We start from the raw sequence: 24,340 nt of genomic DNA, 5'->3' as shown, positions 1-24,340 counted from the left end.
GAGGTATCCCGCTGGATCAGCACTGCAGTGCATCAAAGCGACTCAATGGTGTGGTTCATGTTGGTATAGATACAAATCTCACCCGCAATTTCCAGCGATTTTTTGACCATGTCGGTGGCCGAAAGGTCGGTGTGATTGAGCATGGCAATCGCCGCGGCCTGGGCATAAGCACCCCCTGATCCGATGGCCACAATGCCGTTTTCGGGCTCCAGCACATCGCCGTTGCCGGTGATGATGAGAGAGGCCTGCAAATCAGCCACCGCCAGCATGGCCTCCAAACGGCGCAACACGCGGTCGGTGCGCCAGTCTTTGGTCAGCTCGATGGCAGCCCGCACCAGATGGCCTTGATGCTTTTCAAGCTTGGCCTCAAAACGCTCGAACAAGGTGAAGGCATCTGCGGTCGCGCCGGCAAAACCGGCCAGCACTTTGCCGTGATAGAGCTTGCGCACCTTGCGGGCCGTGCCCTTGACCACGATATTGCCCAGTGTGACCTGACCATCGCCACCAATGGCCACCTGCATGCCCTGGGGGGTGTTGCGGCGCACGCTGATGATGGTGGTTCCGTGAAATTGTTCCATGGGAGTCTATAGTTAGTTGGTTCGAACGGTCACCCGTGCATGTTCATAAATGCCGATCAGGTGAAAGAAGGCGGCCACCAGCCGCGGCACGTCACGAAACTCGATATGTCCGCCCTGCGACTCGACATGTGCAACCCAATTCAGCAAGCTACCAGCGGCAGAAAAATCCACTCGAATCAGTTGCGCACATGACACCACCCCGACCGCTTGCCCTTGCACAGCCGCCTGCAGATCATCAGTCAAGGACTCAATATCCCCCAGCACATCACCGGTTAATGCCAGGTATTTGGTGGACTGCTGCATGGGGGCCAGCATGCCTGAGTCCGGCACCTCCGGCGACAACAAAAAGTCTTCTGCCGCCTGACCGACCTGCGCACTCTCCGGTATGACGTGATCCTGCATGGCGGATGCCGCCACCAACTCACACCTGGGGGGCACCCAGGATGGCGGCGACAACTCGTAGGTCACACAAAAATCAATCGCAACCTGCTCAAACTCATTGGGCAAACGCAGTAAACGCAACAAATCAAGCCGTAATTGCCACCAATACGAGGGCACACTGCTGTCCCCCATCGGGGTGCAAGCCTGCAATAACAATTGCAATGACTCCTGACCGTCAAAACACAGGCGCATGACTTGATCACACCATCGCGCCATCAGCTCGGAAAGTTGCTCGGCGGCCCTGGGGGTCATGGTTTGCAAATGTCCCCAGTCCAAGCAACAAGGTTGCGGCTGATCCTGGATAAATGCGCGTAACTGCAACACATCGGCTTCATCCAGCTCAGCGGGGCACTGCCAAATACGTCGTGCGGTTGCCGGCTTTTTAATCACCGCCGCAGGTGTTGGCAACCGCTCACGGCCCAGTTCTTGCGGAGTTGAAAACCAGCCAGGCGCTGACCGGCCAAAACGCTGGGCACACTCCAGCGCCAAACTCTCGAAACTGGCTTGCTGACCCGTACCACGGTACAAATCGAACAAGGCTGCGGCCATGCCATCGGCGACTTCCATCGAAGTCCCGGCGGCATTCAAAGCCGCCAATAACACCGCCTCGGCACCCTCATCATCGCCATTGGCAAACCGGATCGCCGCCTCTTCCAGCTCTGGGTCAGAAAGACTCTTGCCCATGTCTACCGACATCATTTTGGATTCTGAGAACACGCTGTGTGCGGAAGCATCAAACCCACTGGTTTGAACCGCAGAATGTGACTCAACAAGATTGGTCTGCTGGAAATCAAGCTCATGTCCTTCCCCCGCCTGGGTTGAGGTCACGTCGGCTGTCTGTGGCAAATTGGAGTTTTGCGTGCTGTCAAACTGACTGTAATTCTCGGAGTGCGCGATAAGCCCAGTGGTTCGCGTAGGCCTTGGGTCCTGGGTGCCCATGGTCGATGAAGACACGTTGTTTGGACGTCCTTTCCACCACTGGTTGGACATTTGCGCTTCAATTTCGTCAATTTTCTTCAGCGTGGTCGCCCGTTCATCCAGATCGGAGTAACCCGTGCTGCCACGATAGTCGAAATGGTTTTGGGCCAAATCAGTTTTGCCCGCTACGGAAACTTGACGCAATTTGCGCAGCTGGTCGAACTCACGCCGCCGTACGGCATCATTCTGTCGCTTGCGCTCAATCATGTGTTTGAGCGCAAGCTTGCCCTCCGGGCTTTCCTGGGCAGGCTCTTCTTTGCCCAGGTTAGACCAGTCCGTGTTCGGATTGCGAACGAACTTGGCTACCTTGGACAACAAACCAAGGTTATTGTCCTGCGTTGCCATGCTTTCCCAACCAACGACAAAACTGATTTGATAACTTCATCAATCCCCAAACATTTTTTGCTTGAGTTCACGTCGTTGTTGTGCTTCAAGCGACAGGGTCGCCGTGGGGCGAGCCAACAAACGGCCCACACCAATGGGCTCCCCGGTTTCGTCACAGTAACCATAGTCACCGGCATCAATACGGGAAATCGATTGCTCAATTTTCTTCAACAGCTTGCGTTCCCGGTCACGGGTACGCAATTCAAGCGCGTGCTCTTCTTCAATGGTGGCCCGGTCAGCCGGGTCAGGTACCACCACCGTGTCTTCACGCAAATGCTCGGTGGTCTCACCCGCATTGCTCAAAATGTCATCTTTCAGCGCCACCAGCTTCAGACGGAAGAAGGCCATCTGAGTGTCATTCATATAGTCATCATCCGACATGGCAATCACTTCCTCATTGGTCAACTCTGCCACTGGTTTCTTCTTCCAGTTGTTGGCCAATTTGGGGTCGCGTTTGGTGGCAGAGGCCAACGGCGGCACGATGGGTTGCGGCGTGGCCATTTGGGTAAAACTGGATTTGGCTGCCGTAGACGCTACCGTCTGGGCCATGGAAGGCACGGTCAACTGGGCCAGACGGGATGAGGGCCGTCCGGTACGCACCGGCACGCCTGAGGCAGTCATTTGCATTTCAGGGCCAGCTGGCTTAACCACGGGTTTGGGGGCAACAGACGTTGAGGTAGTCACTGTTTCAGGTTTCTTTCTGGGATGAGGAACGGGGGGAACAACAGGTGCCAAAACTGCTTTTCGAACGATTTTTTTCACCACCACCGGCTCTGCTTTGACAGGAAGATCGGACGGCGAGTCTTCGTGCACCACCGTCTTGGGGGCAGGCTTTGCTGCCACCTTGATCACGGCTTTGGTGATGGTTTTCTTGAGGGGAGTCCCTACCACGGCGGATGTTTTGACCTTGCTGCTATGGGCTTGAATCGGGGATGCGGCTTGCGCAAGCTCCTGGGTTGAGGTCTTGGCGGCCTCTAAGGGTTTAACGGTATGGGCTTTCACTGGTGATCTCCTGGCGGGTTTCCCCTGAGTCAGCTGCGCGGGAGCAACAGCCTTGACCTTCTCGACTTGGCTCGCTTTGACTGAATCATCAGCTTGGGGTGAGGTGTTTTGTTCGGCGCGCGAGTTTACAGGTTTGTCAGCAGGAAACCCCATGAGTTGCAAAAGCGAGACAAACATGACATCCACAACGCGTTAAAAAACAAGTTCAAACAAGGCTTTGCTCCATACCTTGCAGAAAAATATCCTTGGGCAAATCAATGCCAATAAACACCATTTTGCTACAAGGCGTTTCGTCCTGCCCCCAGGCGGGCCCAAGATCACTGCCCATCAACTGGTGAACACCCTGAAAAATCACCTTGCGATCAGTGCCCTGCATGTACAGCACGCCTTTGTAGCGCAGCATGCGCGGGCCATAAATATTGACCACCGCACCCAGAAAATCTTCCAGTTTGGCTGGGTCAAAGGCCCGATTTGAGCGGAACACAAAGCTTTTCACATCGTCATCATGGGCATGGTGGTGACCGTGCTGGTGTGAGGGGTGGTTGCAAGTTTCGCCAGGCGCGTGGTCATGACCGGCATGGTCATGCGCGTGCTCTTCTTCTTTCAAAAAGTCCGGGTCAATGTCCAGCTTGGTGTTGAGGTTAAAGCCACGCAGGTCAAACACCTCGCTCAAGGCCACATCCCCAAAATGCACAGCCTTTTGCGGCGCTCGCGGGTTCATGTGTTTCAGGCGATGCATCAGGTCTTCAGTTTCCTGGGCCGACACCAGATCGGTCTTGCTGATGAAAATCTGGTCGGCAAAGCCCACCTGGCGACGGGCTTCCTGGCGGTCATCCAACTGCTGGTTGGCGTGCTTGGCATCGACCAGCGTCAGGATCGAGTCGAGCAAATAACTCTCGGCGATTTCGTCGTCCATGAAAAAGGTTTGTGCCACCGGGCCGGGATCGGCCACGCCGGTGGTCTCGATCACCACACGGTCAAAGTCCAGCAGCCCTTTGCGCTTTTTGGCCGCCAGCAGTTGCAAAGCCTCACGCAGGTCTTCGCGGATGGTGCAGCAGATGCAACCATTGCTCATCTGGATGATCTGCTCTTTGGAGTCAGTCACCAGAATGTCGTTGTCGATGTTTTCCTCGCCAAATTCATTTTCAATGACGGCGATTTTTTGCCCGTGGGCTTCTGACAACACACGTTTGAGCAGCGTGGTTTTACCGGAACCAAGGAATCCGGTGAGGATGGTGGCAGGAATAAGGCTCATAGCTGGACGATTTGGACAAGGGTGCGAGTGTAACGACCGCGGGCTTAAGGGATGCAGAAATGCCAAATATCCCATTTCTGGCGGCACTGGCAATTTCCGCATCCCTAAGGTTTACTTGCGCATCACCACCAGGCCTTTGAGATATTCCCCTTCAGGAAAGTTCAGGGTCATCGGGTGATCGGGTGCGCCGCCCATGCGTTCATGGATAAAACCGTCCACACCTGCATCACAACCCGCCGAGGCGACAATTTTGTGGAACAAATCGGCACTGATACCACCCGAGCAACTGTAGGTGAACAACACACCACCCGGAGCCAGCAGCTTGAAGGCCAACCGGTTGATGTCTTTGTAAGCGCGTGCCGCCCGCTCGGCATGGGCCACGGTGGGGGCAAATTTGGGTGGGTCGAGCACGATGGCATCAAAGGTCTGGCCTTGGTCGATGAATTGGCGCAAGGACGCATTCACATCGGCATCCATGAAGGTGGCGCGTTCAGCGGAAAAACCGTTCAAAGCCACATTGGCCGCGGCTTTTTCCAATGCCGGGCCAGAAGAGTCTATCGAGGTGACGTGTGTAGCCCCGCCGGTGAGCGCCGCCACGGTGAAGCCGCCGGTGTAGCAATAACAATTAAGCACCCGCTCAAATTTCAGGCGCTGGCAGTAGTCGGCAAACCGCTTACGGCTGTCACGCTGATCCAGATAAAACCCGGTTTTGTGGCCTTCGGCAATGTTCACCGCCAATTGCCAATGGTGCTCTTGCAGGATCAGGTCCACCTCACCCTGCCCGCGTAACCAGCCGGTGGCTTCGGGTAAACCTTCCAGTGCGCGGCTGCTGGCATCACTGCGCTCGTACAGCCGGGTCAGGCCGGTGGCCTGGAGCAGCGCATCGGCAATCACATCTTTCCAGCGCTCCACCCCGGCCGAGGTGAACTGCGCCACCAGCGTGTCGCCATAGCGGTCGACAATCAGACCGGGCAGACCATCGGATTCACCATGCACCAGCCGCACCCCATTGCTTTGTATGTCAAATCGGTCTCTAGCGCTTACAGCACTTGCGCAAGCAGCTATGAAAAACGATGCATCAATACGTTGGGACTCATCAAAGCTCCAGACCCTGGCGCGGATTTTGGAGGCCGGGCTGAACGCCGCCCAGCCCAGAAATTTCCCCTCGACGGATTCCACCCGCACGGTTTCGCCCACATCCCCACCGCCTTTGGCAATGGCTGATTCAAAAATCCAGGGATGACGACGCAATAGCGAGCGCTCTTTACCCGCACGCAGGCGAATGATTTTCATAGTGTGGTTCTGACCAAGTTTGACAGGGGTGCCGATGCCATGCGGCACCCACACCAAGCCCAGTCCACGCGTTGCGTCAAGACGCCAACCGGATGGACGGGTCAAAGAAAGTGTTTGAAGTTCAGTAGGTGATGGCCATGGCTGGCACATCCACCCGGATCATCGGCTTGCCCAAAGCGGCACTGACCGCCGCTACATACTCGGCAGACCATTGGGCATCGGCCAACAAGGCCGCGCCAGCAGCTTGTGTGACCACCAGAATTTTGTCAGCCGTAAGCACTTTGCCGCTGGCCCGCAGGGGTTCGCAGTCCAGCGTGGTGAACTGTTTGTCCAGCCAGGCACGCGCTACATCGTGTGCCAGAGGGGTACCTTCAGGCACATGGAAGGAAAACTCGACACCTTTATCCAACATCACATTGATTAGCTTTTGCATAGGTCACCTGTAGAAAAGAACTTCAAACCGCTATTTTGAACCACTTGTACCACCGTCTTTGAGATGGGCACGCGGATGCGCTGCATCATAGGCTTTGGCCAGGTGCTGAAAGTCGAGTCGGGTATAGACCTGCGTGGTGCTGATATTGGCATGGCCCAGCAACTCCTGCACCCCGCGCAGATCACTGCTGGACTGCAACACATGACTGGCAAACGAATGCCGCAGCATGTGCGGGTGCACCGGCGCGGCCAACCCGGCTTGCAGGCTACGCTGGCGCAAACGTTGCCAGATCGACTGGGCGGTTAATCGCGTGCCGTTTTGTCCAATAAACAAGGCCGCGTGGGGTGACCCACCCTTGACCGCCTGATCAGGACAAACCGGCAAAACCTGCGCACGCACCACCAGCCAGGCTTGCAAGGCCTGCACCGCCTTGGCCCCCACCGGCACAATGCGCCGTTTGCTGCCTTTACCCAATACATGGGCCTCTTCGGCCTGTAAATCAACCCAGCCACGGGCAGCATCACTGGCATGGACATCCAGCCCGGTGAGTTCTCCCACCCGCAGGCCACCGCCATACAGCAGTTCGACCATGGCGGCATCACGCGCTTCCAGCCAGGGGTTGGCATCGGGCTGGTCAAAGCTGGCCAGTTGCACCGCATCATCCACACTCAGGGCTTTGGGCAAGGGTTTGGCGGCTTTGGGGGCACGCACATCCAGCACCGGGTTACAGGACACCAGGCCTTCCCGCCCCAACCAGGTGTAAAAACCACGCCAGCCTGACAAAATCAGCGCAATACCCCGGCCACTGCGCCCACCACTGTGCATCTGTGACACCCAGCGCCGGATGTGGCTGGCCTGCACCGCCACCAGGGCGACACCGGCCTGCTCGGCACTGTGAGCGAGCTTTTCAAGATCCAAGGTATAGAGCGCCAGCGTACGTTCTGCCAGGCGTTTCTCAAACCGCACATGGTTGAGGTAACGCTGAACCAGTGCATCCACCGGGGCGGCATGGCTGGCAACCGCCAGGCTCTGCGCCGCAGACGGTTCCAAGGTAGATAGGGATTCCCGGGGGATCATGCCTGTGCCCATGCAACCGTGTTCAGTTTGAGGATGGGCTGAAGGGGTCTGTTAAAACCGCCTAGCGCAGCGGTGACAGTGCGGCGCTGGCCAACTCGGCAACACGCGCCAAAAAGTCAGTTCCCATGGTGCTGTTAAAACGCTGGGCATCGGGTGAGGCCAGGACAATCAAGCCAAAGGCGGGGGCCACACTGCCGGTTCGGCCGGTGCGCAAAGGCAAAATTGCCAGCGAGACGGCCGCTTTCGGGTCGGGCAACCAGTTGATGGCCTCCAGCCCGGTGTTGACCCCACAAAACGGCTCGGTTAGAGAAGAGATGAACGATTTGGCATCATTGCTGACACCTTGCGCATACGGCGCACGGGCATAAGCAGCATCCACCCCCCACACCTTGATGCCCACTTGTGGCACCGAAAACTGCTCTGCCAGCTCGGAGGCCATCAGCTGAGGCAAAGTGGCGACATCGGTGTGCAAAAACAATGTCCGCGCCCACTGCAGCAATTTGTCTGACAGCACCATGTTTTCGTTCACATTGCGAATCATGTCCATGATGCGCAATTCAAGCATTTTGATTTTTTCACGCAGCAGACTGGCCTGCCGCTCTTGCAGGCTCACGGCACGCTGGCTGTGCGGATTAAAGAGCTGCACCGAGGCCAATAATTCGGCATGGTTCTCAAAAAAACCAGGCGTGTTGGCCAGGTAATTGGCAATATCGTCTTCAGTGATGGGATTGCTGATGGCACTGGGCAAAGTTGAATTTGGCATGAAAGTCAGACAGTCAGAATAATCAGGAAAGAGCTGGCGGCAGTTCAATGCGGCCATGAAACACGGTGGTGGCTGGGCCTGTCATCAAGACTGGGGCCGCACCACCCGCCCAGGAAATGGTCAGTACGCCGCCATGGGTCAGCACATCCACGGTGGTGTCGAGCACACCCAGCCGGATACCCGCCACCACAGCAGCACAAGCCCCCGAGCCACAGGCCAGGGTTTCCCCCGCCCCACGCTCAAACACCCGCAGCCGGATCTGGCGGCGGCTTTGCACTTGCATGAAGCCGGCGTTGACCCGGTTGGGGAAAAACGGGTGGTGCTCGATCAAAGGGCCGACCTGCAGCACGGGAGCCGTGTCCACATCGTCCACCACCTGTACCGCATGGGGATTACCCATGGATACAACAGCTACCATTTGAATAGCTACTTGCGCTTGTTTATCAAGCTCTAGAGGCCATTTTTGCCATAAACCATCAGGCACTGGCAAGGTTTGCCCCGGGGCAAAGGGAATTTGGGGCAAGTCAAACACAGGGGCACCCATGTTGACCGTCACGCGGCCATCAGCGGTCAACACTGGCTCAATCACGCCACTCTTGGTCTGCACGCGGATCGCGTCTTTGGTGGTCAGGCCGGCATCACGCACAAAACGGGCAAAACAGCGTGCGCCGTTGCCACATTGCTCCACTTGCGCGCCGTCGGCGTTGTGGATCACGTATTCAAAATCAATACCCGGCGCGGGTGATGGCCGCACCGTGAGGATTTGATCGGCACCCACGCCAAAGTGGCGATCCGCCAGGAACCGGTACTGTGCGGTGCTCAGGCCAAAGCGCTCCCGGGTTTCGTCCAGCACCACAAAGTCGTTGCCGGCACCTTGCATTTTGGTAAAAGGAATTTGCATGGGGGAATTATCTACGCTCAGACTCGCACTGCGCTCATCGGGGTGAATCCCGCTGGAAAAGTCATTTTTATAGGCTTTTTTGGCTTCTAGCGCTTGTGATATTTGCGCGGACAGCTATGAAATTCATAGTTACGTATCCCCCCCTATCCCCCCGCCCTTTCCACCCCCGCCGGGGCGGAAAGGGAGCCTAACAGCCGTATTTGGCCTTGTGTATTGACGGAGGGCATACAACGCGAATGGCCAACACAGCGGTGAGGGTGTACACCAATCATCGAAAACCTGTGCGTTTGAACGTTGGTGAACGACTTATCAGCGCGAGCGTCACCGCGTTCCCACACCGCCACGTTGGCCGTAGCGTTGTCTGGCCTCACTTTAAAGACGCAGCCAAATACGGCTGTTGGCTCTCCTTTCCGCCTCGGCGGGGGTGGAAAGGAGCGGGGAGGATAGGGGGGGATTACAAAAGTCAGCTAGATCGCAATGCACTTTTCACATGTTTCTACATGCTTTTTAGGCCTCTAGACATTGTGCAGATTGCGCAAATAGATATCAACTTTATAGCACTCCAATCCACAATCAATCACTATCGTCATCATCATCCCCCCGCAACAACTTGGGGTCGGCCGTGATGGGGCGGTAGATTTCAACCCGCTGCCCTGGCTCCAGGCGGGCTTCCAGCGCCACCAGTTTGCCAAAAACACCCACTTTTTGGGTGCTCAGGTCCAGCGTGGGAAACACCCGTGTAATGCCGCTGGCCTCAATGGCATCCCGCACCGTGGCCTGCTCGGGCACCTCCACCTCCAGCCAGCTTTGCCGCTCTGGCAGCGCGTAGGTGACACTGACCTTCATGATGCCACCGCCACCGGTGTGAGGGTTTCAGAAGAGGCAGGCAGTGGTTTGGCGGCCGGTTTTCGGGCATCCATCGCGCGTTTGGCGGCAATCATCAACCCCAGCACAATAAAACCACCTGCGGGCAAGATCATCACCAAGGCCCCATCACCGGGGTAGACGCGCACTTCCAGCACACCCATGGCAGGGCCCAACAAGTTGGCGGCCCCCGAGAACACTTTGCCAGTACCACCAATTTCGCGCAAAGCGCCCATCAGGGTCAGCGCCAGGGTGAAGCCTGCCCCCATGGCCAAACCATCCAGCGCGGACAAGGCCACGCTGTTTTTACAGGCAAAGGACTCGGCACGGCCCAGAATCAGGCAGTTCACCACAATCAGCGGAATAAACAGGCCCAGCACCTTGTGCAACTCATGTAACCAGGCGTTCATGGCCAAGTCCACAATCGTCACCAGGGTGGCAATGATCAGCACAAACGCCGGAATACGCACCTCATCGGTGATCAAGCCACGCAGCAAGGCCACCAGCACATTGGAGGCGATCAACACCGCCAGCGTGGCCATGCCCATACCCAGGCCCTGGGTGGCGGCTGAGGTGACCGCCAATGTAGGGCACAGCGACAACATCTGGCTGAACACCACGTTGTTGCGCCACACACCATCGGCCAGGATGTCGCGGATCTGACTCATTTGGAAACCTCCTCCAGCAGGGTTTGACGGTGGGCGGCAAACAATTGCAGCCCGTCCTTGATGCCGTTAACCACCGCACGTGGTGTGATGGTGGCCCCGGCAAATTGGTCAAATGCGCCGCCGTCCTTTTTGACGGCCCATTGCGCCTCGGGCGGGTTGCCCAGGGACAACCCGGTGAAACGGGTGATCCAGTCGGTCCGGGTCACCTCAATCTTGTCACCCAGGCCCGGTGTTTCGGTGTGTTTCAACACCCGCACCCCGAGCAGCTTGCCGTTTTCGTCAATCCCCAGCAGCAAGCGGATTTCACCGCTATAACCTTTGCGGCTGGCCTCAAACGCCACCCCGGTCACGTGATGGGCCTTGCGCGCCCGATAAACCAGCAAGGGCACGCCATCCAGTTGCAGCTGCACCGTATCGGCGGCCGGATTGTTGTCATGGATGTCCTGGGGTATCACCTGCTCCAGCGAATGGCGCAAGTCCTCCAGTGCACTTTGTTCAATCGGCTCCTTGGTCAGGCCATACGCCAGTGACAACAGCAAAGTGGCGGCCAGTGAAAAACCACCCAGCACCAAAGCATGCTTGCCGCCAACGGGCTCCAGCAACGCAAAAAGACGGGCTGACATGGGGGTGGCAGGTGTGGGGGATGAAGTTGGCTCGGGCGTATTCATATGTGGATCTTGGGTTGTGACTTGGCTTCCAGAGATGTGCCGCGCCAGCTGCGACCAAACACCCGCGGGCGAAATCCCCTGTCAATCAACGGCACCAGTGCGTTCATCAGCACCACCGCAAAGGCCAGGCCTTCAGGGTAGCCACCCAGTGCGCGAATCACCCAGGTCAACGCGCCAATCCCCGCGCCAAACAACAGCTGCCCACTGCGTGACACAGGCGAGGTGACGTAATCGGTGGCAATAAAAAAGGCCCCCAGCATCGCCGCCCCGGACAGCAGATGAATGGGCATCGAGGCAAATCGGTCAGGATGTAAGGCATGCGAAACTGCGGCCAACACCGCCAGCGTGGCCAAAAGACTGACCGGGATATGCCAGGAAATGATGCGCAAGGCCAGCAACAACACCCCACCCGCAAGCAGCAGCATGGCCGAGGTTTCCCCCATTGAGCCGGACTCGTTGCCGAGGGCCAGTTGCTGCGGCTGCGGGAGTTGCGCAGCGGTTTTTTCCACCGAAACCCCACGCGACAGCTCGGTCTTCAACGTGCCCAGTGCGGTTGCGGCGCTCATGTGCTCGGGTATGGGCGTGTAGCCACTGACATACGCCAACGCCTGACCGAAGGAAGGGGTCGTGGTGCTCCCCAAAGGAGCCGGCGCCACCCACATCGTCAGCTGCACCGGGAATGAAATCAAGAGCACCACACGCGCCACCATGGCGGGGTTGAACATGTTTTGGCCTAAACCGCCAAACAGATGCTTGGCCACCACAATCGCAAACAAGCTGCCCAAAACCCCGATCCACCAGGGGGCCCAGGGCGGCAGGCTCATCGCCAGCAACCAGCCGGTCAGCAAGGCCGACCCGTCCAACAGCCGTGCGCGCACCGGCTGCCCCAGCAGCACGAGCATGACGGCCTCAAAAGCCAGGGCCGCAACCAAGGTGATGACAAACAGCATCACGGCAGGCCAGCCATACAGCCACAGGCCGTAAGCCGTGGCAGGGGTCAGGGCCAGGATGACCCACAGCATGGTGCGGGTGACGGTGTTGACCGTGTGCGTGAAAGGTCCGGCACGGTTGGCCAGGGTGCTCATGTGGTCTCCTCCATCTGGGTGGTGCTTGCGGCAGTGGTTTCGGTGGCCGCTGCTTTGGCGGCAGCGGTCGCGGCTTTAGCGGCCTTGCGTGCGGCGGCAGCGGCTTTTTTCATCTCCGCTTCACGGGCTGCACGTTCGTTGCGGGCCTGAATCAGTGAGCGAATCCGGTCTTGCCGACGGGCATCACGATCCAGCGCGTTCAGCTTCCCGTTGGCAAAGCTGAAGTAGTGTGCCAACGGAATGTGTGAGGGGCAGATGTAGGAACACGAACCACATGCAATGCAATCCTGGCTGCCAATGGCTTTGGCTCCCTGCAAATCCCCGCGCTTGATCAGTTGCGCCATCTCCACCGGCACCAAACCGGCTGGGCAGGCCGAAACACATTTGCCGCAACGGATACACGGGGACTCCGGGCCTTCGTTGATTTCAGCGGCTGTCAGCGCCAGCACCCCGCTGGAACCCTTGACCACCGGCGCATGTACCGATGGCAGTGGTGCGCCCATCATCGGGCCGCCATTGATCAGCAGCGTCGGCACCGGGTGTAAGCCGCCACAAAACGCCAACAAATCCTCCACTGACGTGCCCAGCGGCACCTCCACGTTGGCGGGTTCACGCACACCAAACCCTGACACCGTGACCACACGGCTGATCAATGGCTCGCCACGCCGGATGGCGCAACTCACAGCACGCGCGGTAGCCACGTTGTGCACCACGGCGCCGACCTCAGCGGTACGCTTGTCAGCCGGTGTTTCACGCCCGGTTACCGCCAGCAGCAAATGCTGGGCCGAGCCCATGGGAAAACGGGTGGGAACCGTCACAACCCGGATGCTGCGGTCGGCTTTGGCCGCGTCGCGCATCGCTTTCACGGCTTTGGGCTTGTTGGCCTCGATGGCGATGATGATCTGCTCAACTGCCAGGGCATAGGCCATGATGCGCACACCGTCGATGATTTCGCTGGCGGATTCACGCATCAACCGGTCATCACAGGTGATGTAGGGCTCACATTCGGCACCGTTGATCACCAGGGTGTCAATGCTGTATTTGTAGCGCATGTCAAGCTTGACCGCTGACGGAAAAGCCGCGCCCCCCAGGCCCACAATACCCGCCGCGGCCACGCGATCATTCAGCTCCTTGGGGGTGGCAGGCAAAGGGAAATCAGCGGTGATGGGGGGAGGCAGTTCTGCCCACCGGTCGTCACCGTCAGCCTCAATCACCACCGTGAGTTGCGTCAAACCGGAGGGATGTGGTGCCACGTGGTCTTCGATCGCTGTCACGATGCCTGAGGTGGAGGCATGCACATTGGCGGAAATACCGCGCCCGCTTTTCCCGATCAGCTGGCCCTTGCCCACCCATTGCCCCACCTCCACCACCGGCTCTGCCGGGCTACCCACATGCTGCTGCAAAGGGATACATACCCGCTTTGGTGTGGGCATGTGCACAATGGGGCTTTCACTGCTGAGCTCCTTGCGGTAGCTCAGCTTGACCCCGCCACGAACTTGAAAAAGTGACATTACAAGCTCCTTTCAACCAGCCGCCACGCGGTGTGGAGCCGTGGGCTTGGGCCAATGCCAGGTGGCCAGCGTAGGCACCACCGGCTTCATCACAATGGCTTTGGTGGGACATTCGATTTCACACAGGCCACAGGCATAACAGGCCTCGGGCAACACCGTATGCATTTGCTTGATGGACCCGACAATGGCATCTGAACCACATTTGCGGATACACCGGGTGCAACCAATACAACGCGCCTCATCCACCCAAGCTACGGTGGGCAAAGTGGCATCGGAACCATCCACCGCCAGCCGCACACCAATCATTTCAGCCACACGCTGCGCAGTGGACGCACCACCAGGTGGACAACAGTTGGGCGCAGCCCGCCCGTCCACGATGGCGGCAGCCGCCTGTTTGCAACCCGCAAAACCACATTGCGCACAGTTCGATCCCGGCAAAATCGCCGCCACAGCCTCGGCCCGGTCATCCACCGGGGCGGACAAGTAGCGTGCGGCCACCCCCAGCACCACCCCCAGGCCGGTGCCCAACAAGCCAATCGCACCGACCGCTTGTGCGGCTTGAGTCATCATGTGTGCATCCATCACATTAACCTCCCAGTCCAGCAAAACCCATGAACGCCAGCGACAACACACCGGCCGTGATAAACCCGATGGGAGCCCCCTCAAAAACCTTGGGCACCTCGGCCAGCGCCAGCCGCTCGCGCAGGCCGGCAAAAATCACCAGTACCAGACCAAAACCGGCTGCCGTGCCAAAACCGCGCAACAGACTGGTCGCAAACCCATACCCGCCCTGAATCGTCAACAAGGCCACCCCCAGCACCGCGCAGTTGGTGGTGATCAGCGGCAGATAGACCCCCAGCGCCTCATACAAGGGTGGTGAAATGCGGCGAATCACCATCTCGGTGAACTGCACCACGGCGGCAATCACCAGAATGAACGACATCGTGCGCAGAAAGCTCAGGTCCAGTGGGGCCAACAGCAGTGCCTCGACCACCCAGACAAAACCGGTGGACAAGGTCAGCACAAAGGTGGTCGCCAGTCCCATACCCACGGCAGTGTCAATACGTGAGGAGGTTCCCATAAAGGGACACAGGCCCAAAAACTTGGCCAGCACAACGTTGTTGACAATCGCTGTGCTCAGCAGCACCAGTAAAAAATCTTGCATCACAGACTCCTTTGGTGAATCACGGGAATGGCTATACCGCGCAAAGCAGCCGCTGGATGCCCATGCATGGCCGTGCCACATGCCGAACTTGCCGCACTCTGGACACGCCCCAGCACCACCGGCACCAAGGCATTGCGCCAACGCCGGGCCATCCCTTTGGCAGCCACCACCCCGGCCACCAGCCCCACAAGCGCGGCAACTATGGCCATGGCATCACCGGCACCCTGCATGCTCATAGCGGCGATCAGCATCGTGACCAGCGGCAAGGCATAAGCGGTGAGCGTCGCACGGATGAGTGCGTTGCGATCCACACCAATACGAACGGTGTCCCCCAAGGCCAACTGGGCTTGACCATGGCCGAGTGTGCGCGACACACGCCAGCTGGCCCCCGGCTTGCTGTCACCACTGCCACAGGCGCTGCGTGTGGCGCAACTGCCGCAGGCTGCGGGCTGTTCAGCCACCAGCCAGACCTGGTCACCGTCAAGCGCCACCACACGGGCCAGGCCTTCGATCAAATCATCAGCGCAATCGTGCTGCGTGTTCATGACAACTCACTCACCTGACCAGCGCTGTCAATACAAATTGCACGGCAACCCGGCTGCGTGTGCAGCAAGGCCAGGCGTGCCGACACATCGCTACGGGGAATCAAGGCCAGTGCGGTCGACAGCACATCAGCCTGGGTGGCCGTGGGCCCCACCACGCTGACACTTTCAAACGCCGGCGCGGTGCGCCCGGTGCGCGGATCGATCAGGTGGGTGTAGAGACCTGCCGCATCCAGCCGCGTGCCATAACCACCGGATGTAGCCACCGCCTGATCCAGCACCGACAACGTATGTAATGCGCGACTGGGATCACGGGGATCGGCCAAACCAATTTGCCAGGCTGAACCATCGGGTTTGGCCGCCACGGCACGTGGCTCACCCATGTCCACCAGCATGTGGCTGAAGCCATGCGCGCGCAGCACCGCGCTGCAGCGGTCGGTCACAAAACCCTGTGCCACGCCATTCAGTGTGAGGCCCATGCCGGCACGTGCCAGCGAGACCGAGGTACCCGTCAACTGCACACCACGCCAACCCACCAGGGCCCGGGCCTGCGCCAGCTTCTCAGCAGCAGGTGGCTGCGTCTTGCCTTTCACCACAAAGTGGTCAAAGTACAGACTCCACAGCGGTTGAATACTGGGGTCAAACACACCGTTGGAACCTGCTGCCATCTCCAGTGCGGTACTCAGCAGCGACACAAATTCGGGCGGCACATTGTCAACACGACCCGTGCGGTTGAGCCGGGACAACACCGAGTCGGCACGGAACAGGCTGAACATGGCTTCCAGTCGGGACACTTCGGCCAGAGTGGCGGCAAGCGCAGCCTGTGCCCCCGCCGTATCTCCACCATGGTGAAGCACCAAAGAGGCCGGTGCTCCCATGGCCATACCCTCCCAGCGCAACGGCGCGGCCTGCGCATCCTGCTGGATACGCCAGGCGGCCAGTGGCAGAACAGCGGCCATCAGCATCAGCCGACGACGGCCCAGTGTGCGGGGTTGGGTCACCACATTTCCCTCGGTGGGATATGCGGCATGGGCAGATGAATCTTTTTTCACGGGAGCATCCTTTGGCATGTCAGGGTTACCGGGTTTCCAACAGATACTTCAACGGCGTCAGGCCATGGCGCGCCGCGGCAGCGACGCTTTGAGGCTGTCCAGCGTCACGTGCTGGCGGCCATTCACATCCTGAAACACCTTGAAAACCTTCTCTTGTGCAGGGGTCGATTTCACAAAGTCCGAATAAGCCTTGACCAACTGCACGCGGTACAAGGTGTAGAGCCCCACTTCATCGGTTTGTGCCAACAGGTTTTCCTGGCGGATGTACTGAAAAAAGCGCTTCAGGATGTGCAGGCGGCTGACATTAACCACCCCTTGGTCAAACGGTACGCCAAAGTACTGCAGAAAGTCCTCGGCAGAAGACAGTGCCTTGAGTTGTTGAAGAAAGGTTTCCATGATGTTTACTCCCGGGTTATGGTTTGAAGAAGGGCAAGGTCTTGGCATCCATGCCTGACCTTATGTGGCCATGCCGCTGGCGGCATGAGCATGAGATGGCGAAACCTCCAGCGACTCCAGCAAAAAGCTGCGCAGCTCATCGACGGTGGCTTCCTGCTTGACCCGCATGGCATGGTCGCGGATACGCGCCAGCAGGCGGGCGGTCAACGCGTCATCGTCCAGCACCACCCCCAACTGGCCATAGGCCTGGCGCACCGCCTGTGAGCCAGAGTGTTTGCCCAGTACCGTGCTGCGATGGCGGCCCAGTTCCGAGGGATCAAAACTCTCGTAGGTAGAGGCGTTTTTCAGCAAGCCATCAATATGGATGCCGGATTCATGCGTGAACACAGCATCCCCGACGATGCTTTTGTTGAAAGCCACCTGACGGCCAGAGGCGCGGGCTACCAGACGGGAAATGGACACCAGCGCCTGCGTATTCACACCGGTCTTGGCATGGTGCAGGTGGCGCACACCCATCACCACTTCTTCCAGCGCCGCATTACCCGCACGCTCACCCAAGCCGTTGACCGTGGTATTGGCATGGGTGGCCCCGGCACGCAAGGCCGCCAGCGTATTGGCGGTGGCCAAGCCGAGATCGTTGTGGGCGTGGATTTCAATCTCGATATCCACCGCTTCACGCAGTCGCGCCACCGCGTCATAAGTGGTGAACGGGTCCAGCACCCCCAGGGTGTCGGCAAAGCGGATCCGGCTGGCACCACAAGCCTGCGCCCGCCGCGCCACCAGGGCCAGAAAATCCGGCTCGGCACGCGACGCATCTTCCGCCCCCAATGAGATCTTGCGACCACTGGCAACGGCTTTTTCGATGACCCGTGTCACCTGCATCAACACCCATTCGCGCGACTGGCGCAACTTATGCTGCAGGTGAATGTCTGACACCGGAATCGACAGATGAACAATGTCCGCCTGGCAGCGCAACGCGCTGGCCAGATCGGCATCGGTCAGGCGGCCCCAGACCATCAGGCTGGCGGGCAGCTCCAACGCAGCGATGGCGTTGATGCAGTCAATTTCTTCCTCCCCCATGGCGGGGATGCCAATTTCCATTTCTGGCACACCGGCGCTAGACAGCGCACAGGCAATGGCACATTTCTCATCGACCGTAAAAGCCACTCCGGCAGTTTGTTCGCCGTCGCGCAAGGTGGTGTCGTTGATGATGAGGTTTTGCGGCATGGTGTGGCATCCTTTGCGATCTTTATTGCAAGGGGCGTGCCATCTGTTTCTGCTGCATTTGTGCCCGCGCAGGCTGATTCAACCGGTCGTTTTGTCGGATCTGGAACCCTCCGCCCGACGGATTCACCCACTGCACATGTCGGAAATGTGTTGTTTATGACAGTGGCGCAGTGGTATCTCAAAACACCTGCGTCCTGCATCGCCCAGACCCCGCGCCCCTGGTTTTGAATGCGATACTTGAAACCACATCGTCTGACTTCGCACTGCGTGTATGAATCTCAACACCAAAGCAACCCTGTTTTTTACCGCCATCGTCGGCATGCTGATGGCCGCACTGATCGCCATCAGCCTGTACGCCTTTCGAACCTTCTCCATCATCTCGGCTACAGAAAACATCCGTACTGCCGCCGAGATTGTGCGGGTTCACCTGACCGAGTCCATGATCAACGGCACGATTGCCAAGCGTGAGAGTTTCCTCAACCGGCTGCTGGAAGTTCAAGGCCTGAAATCGGCCAAGGTGACTCGCTCGCCACTGGTGGTGCAACAATTTGGCCCCGGCCTCAAACAGGAAACAGACAGCGACGAAGATGTGCTCAAGGCATTTCGCCTGGGTGTGCCGCAGTTCAAACTGGCCGACGAAGGGGATGACCTGGTCTTCAAGGGCACCATTCCCTACATCGCTTCCTCACATGGCAGCCCGAATTGCCTGCAATGTCATCAGGTGGCTGAGGGGGCGGTGCTGGGCGTGGTCTCCATGACCATGTCCATCTCGGCCATCCGCAACCAGGCCCTGCTGGCGGTCGCCGGCATTGTGACCGTGGTACTGGTCTTTACCCTGCTGTTGATCAGCCTGATGCGGCGCATGCTCAAACCCATTTCCAATACCGCACGGGCGGTTGAGAGTGCCGTACATCAAGCCCTCGAAGGTGATTTCAAATCCCATCTGGAGCAAAAAACCAACGATGAAATTGGTCACATCGCGGCGGATCTGAATCGCCTCCTGAAATTTCTCGATGATGGGCTGAACCGCATTGGCAACAGCGTCTCACGCCTGACGGGCCGGGTATCCACCCCTGGCGAAAACCTGCTCAGTTCCACCATTGACATGGTCGACGGCCTGACCAAGGCGGCCCACTTCAAACAAGCTATTGAGGAAGATGAAACCAAGATGGAGATCTATCAACGACTCTCCAACATGTTGCAACATGACCACCACCTGAAGACCTTCTCAATCTACGAACTCAACAACCAGAAGCACCAGATGATTCCGATTGTGGTGGATGGCCAGGTGGGCAACGACTGCCGCTGGTGCGACCCGCAAATCCTGATTCGCCCGGAAGGCTGCCGAGCACGGCGTACCGGCCACAAGGTGGATGGCATCACCACACCCGACATCTGTTACGCCTTTCGCCCGACCGAGGCCGGGACACACTACCTGTGTTTTCCCGTCATCCAGTCAGGCTCGGTGGGCAGCGTGCTGCAACTGGTCAGCACGACACAGGATCAGCAGCGCCTGCTGACGCTGGAAACTTATGTTAACGGCTACCTGCGGGAGGCCGCACCCGTGCTGGAAACCAAACGCCTGATGGAAACCCTGCGTGAAGCCAACTTGCGTGACCCCATGACGGGCCTGAACAACCGGCGTTTCCTGGAAGAGTATGTCGAAACGTTGATCAGCAACGCCCAGCGTAAAAAATCCCATCTGGCGATCATGATGCTGGATCTTGATTTCTTCAAGATGGTCAACGACACCTATGGTCATGATGCGGGGGATGCCGTGCTGAAGGCACTGGCCAAGGTCCTCAAGCAGTCGGTGCGCGCCTCGGACATGGTGATCCGTTATGGCGGGGAAGAATTCCTCATCATCCTGCAAGACTCGGACTCAGGCAGCGCTGACCGGGTGGCTGAAAAAATCCGCGCCGAAGTCGAAAAGCTCAAGACCACCGTGGCCGGGGTGGTGATCCAGAAGACCATTTCCATCGGTCTGTCCGACTTCCCGTCTGACAGCGACACGTTCTGGCAGGCCGTCAAGTATGCCGACGTAGCCCTCTACCGCGCCAAAGACACCGGGCGCAACCGCGTGGTGCGCTTCGATGCCAGCATGTGGACAGACAAAAAAGAGTATTGAGGCCTGTCCGCTGCCCCTGTCAACCTGCCGGATGAGGGGTTACGCCCGGTTGACAAAACCCGCGTAACCCTTGGCGCGTAACTCGCAGGCTGGACAGGTTCCACAGCCATAACCCCAGACGTGACGCTGGTGACGATCACCCAGGTAACAGGTATGGGTGTGTTCCACGATCAGGTTCACCAAGGTCTGGCCACCATCGGGCTGGCCCGATTGCTCGCCCAAGGTACGTGCCAATTCCCAGGTTTGTGCCTTGTCGATCCACATCAGCGGGGTTTCGATCAAAAAGCGCTGATCCATGCCCAGGGACAAGGCCAGCTGCAGGGCTTTCATGGTGTCGTCACGGCAATCGGGGTAGCCGGAAAAGTCGGTCTCGCAAACCCCGGTGACCAGCACTTGCAGGCCACGCCGGTAAGCCAGTGCGGCGGCCAGGGTCATGAACAGCAGGTTGCGTCCCGGCACAAAGGTGTTGGGCAGGCCGCTGGCTTCCATCTTGAAGGCCGTGTCACGGGTGAGCGAGGTGTCGCTCACCTCGCCCAGCACGGCCAGATCCAGCAAATGATCTTCGCCCAACTTGGCGGACCATTGTGGAAAGCGTACACGCAGCTCGCGCAGCACATTCAGACGCGCATCAAGCTCAATACGATGGCGCTGGCGGTAATCAAAGGCAATGGTTTCGACGCGCTGGTAACGCGCCAGGGCATGGGCCAGGCAGGTGGTGGAGTCCTGCCCGCCGGAGAAAAGGACAAGGGCGGTGGTATGCATGGCTGCAATGTTAGAGCATGCGGTGGTACGCACCACCAAGGATTGGGCATGCTGATTCGGGTATGCCCATAAAAAGCCTGGATTTACCGATCATTTTCCGGCTTGATGAACCGGTGCATCCGCTATGGTTGGCGCTGTCTTCAGGGAGACTCACCGATGAACCTTTCTTCGCTCACCAATTTCAACACATCCAGCCAACTGAGCAGTTCCCAGACCTCCACCCAGGCGGCCAGCAGCACCAGCCAGGTGTCGCGCACCATCACCTCGGTGGATGCCAGGCTCCAGACACAGCTTGACATCACCAGTGCACAACTGTCCTCCTTTGGCAAACTCAAGTCAGCGGTATCGGATACCCAGTTGGCAGCCCGCGCGCTGGGCAACCTGAAAACAAGCTCAACTGCGGCGGACATCAAGACAGCCCTTCAAAGTTTGGTGACCCGGTTCAACACCGCCATCACTACGGCTCACAGCACGGCCACCAGCAGCAGCGGGGCATTGATGTCATCCAGCAATGCCAACCGGGTCAGCCGGGACTTGAACCGGGCCCTGGCCAACACGCCCGCAGCCATGGATGCCTTAAAAAAAATCGGCCTCAAACCTCAGGCGGACGGCACGCTGACGTTTGATACGGCGAAATTCGATGCCGCACAACAAAAAGATGCCTCCTTTGTCCAGAACACCCTGGCCCAAATTGGCCAGGCGTTGGACAAGACGGCCGCCAACGAATTGGCCAGCGGTGGCGGGGTCAGCGATGCAATGAGCGCACTGAACCAGCAATCCACCACCCTGAAGGCACACCAGAGTGCGCTGCTTGCGGCGGTACAGAAGCTGTCGACGACACAAAGTGCCTGGGGTTCCAGCACCAGTCCAAGTTCGGCTTACTCTGCCTTTGGCGTGGCCGCCTACCAATCCAATGGTTGATGCCATTTTTGATCCGGTGTTTCCAACAAGGCACGATCCCAACCACGCAGGGCGTTGAGAACTAACGGCCGCCCGCCACGTCCAGCGTGGCACCGGTGGTGTAAGACGCGTCCGCTGACAGCAGCCAAAGCACGGCCTTGGCAACTTCTTGAGGATAACCACCACGTTTCATCGGTATGGCCTCTTTCACCCGATCCACCCGCTGCGGCTCGCCGCCACTGGCATGGATGTCGGTGTAGATGACACCGGGAGACACCGTATTGACGCGAATACCCTCAGCCGCCACCTCTTTCGACAAACCAATGGTCAGGGTGTCAATGGCGGCCTTGGAAGCGGCGTAGTCGACATATTCGCCCGGAGCTCCCAGGTGCGACGCGCGGGAGGACAGGTTGACGATGGCCCCGCCGCTGCCGCCGTGCCGGGTGGACATACGCCGCACCGCTTCGCGTGCACAAATGAAGCTGCCGATCACGTTGGTGGCCAAAATACGCTGGATGCGGGCACTGTCCATCTCGTCCACGCGTGCTTGGCGGGCAAGTACCCCGGCGTTGTTGACCAGGGCGCTCAACGGGCCCCACGTGGCATCGACCTGCCTAAAAAGCCGAACCACATCGTCTTCAAGCGCCACATCCGCCTGCACGGCCATGGCCTCGCCGTTGTTCTGGCGGATGGTAGCCACCACCGCCTCGGCCGCCGCCTGGTTATGGAGGTAGCTGATGCAAACCGCGTAGCCTTGTTCGGCCGCCCCTTGCGCCACAGCAGCGCCAATGCCCCGGGAGCCACCGGTGACGAGGATGATTTTTTTCATGACGTGTATTGGTAAGAGAGGGTGAGTCAAACCGCATCAACCTCTACCGGCAGGCTGTCACCCAGACAGACCCAGTTGACGCGTGTATCAAAGTGCACATGGGATTGTGGCATCAGGTCTACAGGCTCAAGGAACAACGCACGGGCGATGTGCAACTCACCCGGCCAGCGTGGTGATTTGAAAAACATGGGGCTACCGCAGGTGTGGCAAAAACCACGGCTTGCGCCTTCGGATGTGGTGTACCAAGTCAACGCGCTGCGGGTATCCGACACCACCGTGTCGACTGCGTCGACCCCGACCCAGGTCACAAAAGCCGCGCCGTGTGCCCGCTGGCAACGTGTGCAATGGCAATGTGCCACCCACTTGGGCGGCAGACCGGCCTCAAACCGTACCGCACCACACAGGCAACTTCCATGGGCGAATGATGTGGGCATGGGATTCTTCCTGTGCAGGCTCATCGAGACTTGGCGGCAACACTCTGGTTGCTGGGCCAGAGAATGGCTTGCGCCACGATCACATTCACGCCATTAAACGTGGCTGCAGGTGAGCCATAGAGCTGGTAGCCCAGGGCCAGGGCATCACTGACCCGGCGGCAAAAGGCCGCGTCATCCGGCCCGGTGAGCAGGCGATAAGTGAGCAGGCCGTCTGGCGGTTGAGCGGGGGTATGCGGTGCAGGGTTCATGGAGATCACTTCTGGTGGGGATACGGCAGTTTGCCAGAAACGTATGCAGCCACGATTCGCGCCTGCCGACGCTCCTACAACGCCGGGATAAGCAGACGCTTGTGCCAACCGACTCTTCTGGCGGATCGGGAAGTCAGGAATTGGAAAAAATAGCTACACATTTAATAGCTGTTTGCGCATATAGAACATGCACTACAGGCAAAATCAACACTAAAAATCAGTTTCAACTTGATGCCAAGCCCTTTCATGGCCGCAGTGGTCAGTCGTCGTGCATCAGCCGCGCCTCCGGTGTCACCGTCGGAGAAGGCTGCTATTTTCAGGATGGCATGGGGAAACTCCTTGAGGTGCAGGGGCGGCATGTGGCTTCACTGCGCCTGGACGCCTTTCACTTTCAGTGTATCCACTGCGGTTGGCCGGTAGACACCGAGGTAGAGCCTGCGCCCCAAGTGAATCGTCGGTGCTTTATACCGGTAGATGCCAGGCCATGGCCCCCCAGGTGGTTATATCGCGTCCATCACTGCAACACATGGCTTGGCGATAGTGACACCTCGCCTTTTGCCGCTGCTGGCTTGTCTGTCATCTCCCCACTGGACATGGCGGGTGCATGAAGCTGATCGGTCATCCGAATGCTATTTAATAAATAGCTGCTTGCGTATATTCAACAAGCACCACAAGCACTTTTTATCCAAAGTTTGGGCTGCAATTCCCATCACCCAGACAAGCACGAGAACCTCGTTTTGTTACAGACTTGTTGTG

27 protein-coding genes are annotated in these 24,340 nt (G+C 58.5%); 2 read left to right on the top strand and 25 right to left on the bottom strand.

Annotated elements, in window-relative coordinates; translation table 11 throughout:
- Positions 1–32: 32 nt before the first annotated feature.
- The 20 genes from hslV to nifV all read right to left on the bottom strand — a co-directional run bounded on the left by hslV (position 33) and on the right by nifV (position 18,283).
- Positions 33–578: an ATP-dependent protease subunit HslV gene (gene hslV / locus LDN84_RS04175; RefSeq protein WP_223908798.1), complete on the bottom strand. Its 546-nt coding sequence runs from the start codon at positions 576–578 to the stop codon at positions 33–35.
- 12 nt (positions 579–590) lie between these two features.
- A complete protein-coding gene (locus tag LDN84_RS04170) occupies positions 591–2,342 on the bottom strand; it encodes an STAS domain-containing protein (RefSeq protein ID WP_223908796.1) in 1,752 nt (583 codons plus the stop codon).
- Positions 2,343–2,381: 39 nt separating this feature from the next.
- Positions 2,382–3,197: an RNA polymerase-binding protein DksA gene (gene dksA / locus LDN84_RS04165; RefSeq protein WP_435405941.1), complete on the bottom strand. Its 816-nt coding sequence runs from the start codon at positions 3,195–3,197 to the stop codon at positions 2,382–2,384.
- Between the two features lie 391 nt (positions 3,198–3,588).
- The gene (locus tag LDN84_RS04160) at positions 3,589–4,638 is read right to left on the bottom strand and encodes a CobW family GTP-binding protein (protein WP_223908794.1); all 1,050 of its coding nucleotides are present in this window, start codon (positions 4,636–4,638) and stop codon (positions 3,589–3,591) included.
- 111 nt (positions 4,639–4,749) lie between these two features.
- On the bottom strand, positions 4,750–5,931 hold the full coding sequence (locus tag LDN84_RS04155) for a class I SAM-dependent rRNA methyltransferase (RefSeq protein ID WP_223908781.1): 1,182 nt from the start codon (positions 5,929–5,931) through the stop codon (positions 4,750–4,752).
- A gap of 121 nt (positions 5,932–6,052) precedes the next feature.
- The gene (locus LDN84_RS04150) at positions 6,053–6,364 is read right to left on the bottom strand and encodes a hypothetical protein (protein ID WP_223908779.1); all 312 of its coding nucleotides are present in this window, start codon (positions 6,362–6,364) and stop codon (positions 6,053–6,055) included.
- 30 nt (positions 6,365–6,394) lie between these two features.
- Positions 6,395–7,441 (bottom strand): tyrosine recombinase XerC, encoded by a 1,047-nt coding sequence (locus LDN84_RS04145; protein ID WP_223908777.1) that lies wholly within the window; start codon positions 7,439–7,441, stop codon positions 6,395–6,397.
- A gap of 61 nt (positions 7,442–7,502) precedes the next feature.
- Entirely contained in the window at positions 7,503–8,204 is a 702-nt protein-coding gene (locus LDN84_RS04140) for a DUF484 family protein (protein ID WP_223908775.1), read from the bottom strand.
- A gap of 22 nt (positions 8,205–8,226) precedes the next feature.
- Positions 8,227–9,105, bottom strand: coding sequence for a diaminopimelate epimerase (gene dapF, locus LDN84_RS04135; RefSeq protein ID WP_223908773.1), 879 nt, complete (start codon positions 9,103–9,105; stop codon positions 8,227–8,229).
- A 573-nt stretch (positions 9,106–9,678) separates the two neighbouring features.
- Positions 9,679–9,951: an RnfH family protein gene (locus LDN84_RS04130; protein ID WP_223908766.1), complete on the bottom strand. Its 273-nt coding sequence runs from the start codon at positions 9,949–9,951 to the stop codon at positions 9,679–9,681.
- A complete protein-coding gene (gene rsxE / locus LDN84_RS04125; RefSeq protein WP_223908764.1) occupies positions 9,948–10,637 on the bottom strand; it encodes an electron transport complex subunit E in 690 nt (229 codons plus the stop codon). The genes LDN84_RS04130 and rsxE overlap by 4 nt, the downstream gene beginning before the upstream one ends.
- Positions 10,634–11,260, bottom strand: coding sequence for an electron transport complex subunit RsxG (gene rsxG / locus LDN84_RS04120; protein ID WP_223908762.1), 627 nt, complete (start codon positions 11,258–11,260; stop codon positions 10,634–10,636). Before rsxG ends, rsxE begins: the two co-directional genes overlap by 4 nt.
- Before the next feature lie 41 nt (positions 11,261–11,301).
- Positions 11,302–12,390, bottom strand: coding sequence for an RnfABCDGE type electron transport complex subunit D (locus LDN84_RS04115; RefSeq protein ID WP_223908760.1), 1,089 nt, complete (start codon positions 12,388–12,390; stop codon positions 11,302–11,304).
- The gene (gene rsxC, locus LDN84_RS04110; protein ID WP_223908758.1) at positions 12,387–13,901 is read right to left on the bottom strand and encodes an electron transport complex subunit RsxC; all 1,515 of its coding nucleotides are present in this window, start codon (positions 13,899–13,901) and stop codon (positions 12,387–12,389) included. The genes LDN84_RS04115 and rsxC overlap by 4 nt, the downstream gene beginning before the upstream one ends.
- Positions 13,902–13,913: 12 nt before the next feature.
- The gene (locus LDN84_RS04105; RefSeq protein WP_223908748.1) at positions 13,914–14,483 is read right to left on the bottom strand and encodes an RnfABCDGE type electron transport complex subunit B; all 570 of its coding nucleotides are present in this window, start codon (positions 14,481–14,483) and stop codon (positions 13,914–13,916) included.
- 4 nt (positions 14,484–14,487) lie between these two features.
- The gene (rsxA, locus tag LDN84_RS04100; RefSeq protein WP_223908745.1) at positions 14,488–15,066 is read right to left on the bottom strand and encodes an electron transport complex subunit RsxA; all 579 of its coding nucleotides are present in this window, start codon (positions 15,064–15,066) and stop codon (positions 14,488–14,490) included.
- On the bottom strand, positions 15,066–15,611 hold the full coding sequence (locus LDN84_RS04095) for a SoxR reducing system RseC family protein (protein ID WP_223908742.1): 546 nt from the start codon (positions 15,609–15,611) through the stop codon (positions 15,066–15,068). The genes rsxA and LDN84_RS04095 overlap by 1 nt, the downstream gene beginning before the upstream one ends.
- Positions 15,608–16,609, bottom strand: coding sequence for an FAD:protein FMN transferase (locus LDN84_RS04090; protein WP_223908740.1), 1,002 nt, complete (start codon positions 16,607–16,609; stop codon positions 15,608–15,610). Before LDN84_RS04090 ends, LDN84_RS04095 begins: the two co-directional genes overlap by 4 nt.
- Positions 16,610–16,717: 108 nt before the next feature.
- A complete protein-coding gene (nifW, locus tag LDN84_RS04085) occupies positions 16,718–17,056 on the bottom strand; it encodes a nitrogenase stabilizing/protective protein NifW (RefSeq protein ID WP_223908732.1) in 339 nt (112 codons plus the stop codon).
- Positions 17,057–17,116: 60 nt separating this feature from the next.
- Positions 17,117–18,283: a homocitrate synthase gene (gene nifV / locus LDN84_RS04080; RefSeq protein ID WP_223908730.1), complete on the bottom strand. Its 1,167-nt coding sequence runs from the start codon at positions 18,281–18,283 to the stop codon at positions 17,117–17,119.
- 271 nt (positions 18,284–18,554) lie between these two features.
- On the opposite strand from nifV, the gene LDN84_RS04075 reads away from it, so the two are divergent.
- Positions 18,555–20,411, top strand: a complete 1,857-nt coding sequence (locus LDN84_RS04075) for a sensor domain-containing diguanylate cyclase (protein ID WP_223908728.1) — start codon at positions 18,555–18,557, stop codon at positions 20,409–20,411.
- A 39-nt stretch (positions 20,412–20,450) separates the two neighbouring features.
- Here the strand turns inward: LDN84_RS04075 and queC are convergent, their stop codons facing one another.
- Entirely contained in the window at positions 20,451–21,173 is a 723-nt protein-coding gene (gene queC, locus LDN84_RS04070; RefSeq protein ID WP_223908726.1) for a 7-cyano-7-deazaguanine synthase QueC, read from the bottom strand.
- Positions 21,174–21,329: 156 nt separating this feature from the next.
- On the opposite strand from queC, the gene fliD reads away from it, so the two are divergent.
- Positions 21,330–22,094, top strand: coding sequence for a flagellar filament capping protein FliD (fliD, locus tag LDN84_RS04065; RefSeq protein WP_223908724.1), 765 nt, complete (start codon positions 21,330–21,332; stop codon positions 22,092–22,094).
- Between the two features lie 61 nt (positions 22,095–22,155).
- On the opposite strand, the gene LDN84_RS04060 is transcribed toward fliD, so the two are convergent.
- The 4 genes from LDN84_RS04060 to LDN84_RS04045 form a co-directional block, all read right to left on the bottom strand.
- Positions 22,156–22,902, bottom strand: coding sequence for an SDR family oxidoreductase (locus LDN84_RS04060; protein WP_223908719.1), 747 nt, complete (start codon positions 22,900–22,902; stop codon positions 22,156–22,158).
- A gap of 26 nt (positions 22,903–22,928) precedes the next feature.
- The gene (locus LDN84_RS04055; RefSeq protein ID WP_223908710.1) at positions 22,929–23,336 is read right to left on the bottom strand and encodes a GFA family protein; all 408 of its coding nucleotides are present in this window, start codon (positions 23,334–23,336) and stop codon (positions 22,929–22,931) included.
- Positions 23,337–23,356: 20 nt separating this feature from the next.
- Positions 23,357–23,584, bottom strand: coding sequence for a DUF1737 domain-containing protein (locus LDN84_RS04050; RefSeq protein WP_223908706.1), 228 nt, complete (start codon positions 23,582–23,584; stop codon positions 23,357–23,359).
- Between the two features lie 161 nt (positions 23,585–23,745).
- Positions 23,746–23,943 carry a hypothetical protein gene (locus LDN84_RS04045; RefSeq protein WP_223908703.1) on the bottom strand — a complete coding sequence of 66 codons (198 nt, stop codon included), beginning with the start codon at positions 23,941–23,943 and terminating at the stop codon, positions 23,746–23,748.
- Between the last annotated feature and the right edge of the window lie 397 nt (positions 23,944–24,340).

It is taken from the genome of Rhodoferax lithotrophicus, from assembly GCF_019973615.1.
Classification (GTDB): Bacteria; Pseudomonadota; Gammaproteobacteria; order Burkholderiales; family Burkholderiaceae_C; genus Rhodoferax; species Rhodoferax lithotrophicus.
The sequence above is the reverse complement of the archived record's forward strand: the minus strand, read 5'-3'. Positions and strand labels throughout refer to the sequence as shown.

Coding starts and splice junctions, on each gene's coding strand:
- hslV (WP_223908798.1), bottom strand. CDS start 578: ATGGAACAATTTCACGGAACCACCATCATCAGCGTGCGCCGCAACACC.
- LDN84_RS04170 (WP_223908796.1), bottom strand. CDS start 2,342: ATGGCAACGCAGGACAATAACCTTGGTTTGTTGTCCAAGGTAGCCAAG.
- LDN84_RS04160 (WP_223908794.1), bottom strand. CDS start 4,638: ATGAGCCTTATTCCTGCCACCATCCTCACCGGATTCCTTGGTTCCGGT.
- LDN84_RS04155 (WP_223908781.1), bottom strand. CDS start 5,931: ATGAAAATCATTCGCCTGCGTGCGGGTAAAGAGCGCTCGCTATTGCGT.
- LDN84_RS04150 (WP_223908779.1), bottom strand. CDS start 6,364: ATGCAAAAGCTAATCAATGTGATGTTGGATAAAGGTGTCGAGTTTTCC.
- LDN84_RS04145 (WP_223908777.1), bottom strand. CDS start 7,441: ATGATCCCCCGGGAATCCCTATCTACCTTGGAACCGTCTGCGGCGCAG.
- LDN84_RS04140 (WP_223908775.1), bottom strand. CDS start 8,204: ATGCCAAATTCAACTTTGCCCAGTGCCATCAGCAATCCCATCACTGAA.
- dapF (WP_223908773.1), bottom strand. CDS start 9,105: ATGCAAATTCCTTTTACCAAAATGCAAGGTGCCGGCAACGACTTTGTG.
- LDN84_RS04130 (WP_223908766.1), bottom strand. CDS start 9,951: ATGAAGGTCAGTGTCACCTACGCGCTGCCAGAGCGGCAAAGCTGGCTG.
- rsxE (WP_223908764.1), bottom strand. CDS start 10,637: ATGAGTCAGATCCGCGACATCCTGGCCGATGGTGTGTGGCGCAACAAC.
- rsxG (WP_223908762.1), bottom strand. CDS start 11,260: ATGTCAGCCCGTCTTTTTGCGTTGCTGGAGCCCGTTGGCGGCAAGCAT.
- LDN84_RS04115 (WP_223908760.1), bottom strand. CDS start 12,390: ATGAGCACCCTGGCCAACCGTGCCGGACCTTTCACGCACACGGTCAAC.
- rsxC (WP_223908758.1), bottom strand. CDS start 13,901: ATGTCACTTTTTCAAGTTCGTGGCGGGGTCAAGCTGAGCTACCGCAAG.
- LDN84_RS04105 (WP_223908748.1), bottom strand. CDS start 14,483: ATGGATGCACACATGATGACTCAAGCCGCACAAGCGGTCGGTGCGATT.
- rsxA (WP_223908745.1), bottom strand. CDS start 15,066: ATGCAAGATTTTTTACTGGTGCTGCTGAGCACAGCGATTGTCAACAAC.
- LDN84_RS04095 (WP_223908742.1), bottom strand. CDS start 15,611: ATGAACACGCAGCACGATTGCGCTGATGATTTGATCGAAGGCCTGGCC.
- nifW (WP_223908732.1), bottom strand. CDS start 17,056: ATGGAAACCTTTCTTCAACAACTCAAGGCACTGTCTTCTGCCGAGGAC.
- nifV (WP_223908730.1), bottom strand. CDS start 18,283: ATGCCGCAAAACCTCATCATCAACGACACCACCTTGCGCGACGGCGAA.
- LDN84_RS04075 (WP_223908728.1), top strand. CDS start 18,555: ATGAATCTCAACACCAAAGCAACCCTGTTTTTTACCGCCATCGTCGGC.
- queC (WP_223908726.1), bottom strand. CDS start 21,173: ATGCATACCACCGCCCTTGTCCTTTTCTCCGGCGGGCAGGACTCCACC.
- fliD (WP_223908724.1), top strand. CDS start 21,330: ATGAACCTTTCTTCGCTCACCAATTTCAACACATCCAGCCAACTGAGC.
- LDN84_RS04060 (WP_223908719.1), bottom strand. CDS start 22,902: ATGAAAAAAATCATCCTCGTCACCGGTGGCTCCCGGGGCATTGGCGCT.
- LDN84_RS04055 (WP_223908710.1), bottom strand. CDS start 23,336: ATGCCCACATCATTCGCCCATGGAAGTTGCCTGTGTGGTGCGGTACGG.
- LDN84_RS04050 (WP_223908706.1), bottom strand. CDS start 23,584: ATGAACCCTGCACCGCATACCCCCGCTCAACCGCCAGACGGCCTGCTC.
- LDN84_RS04045 (WP_223908703.1), bottom strand. CDS start 23,943: ATGCCGCCCCTGCACCTCAAGGAGTTTCCCCATGCCATCCTGAAAATA.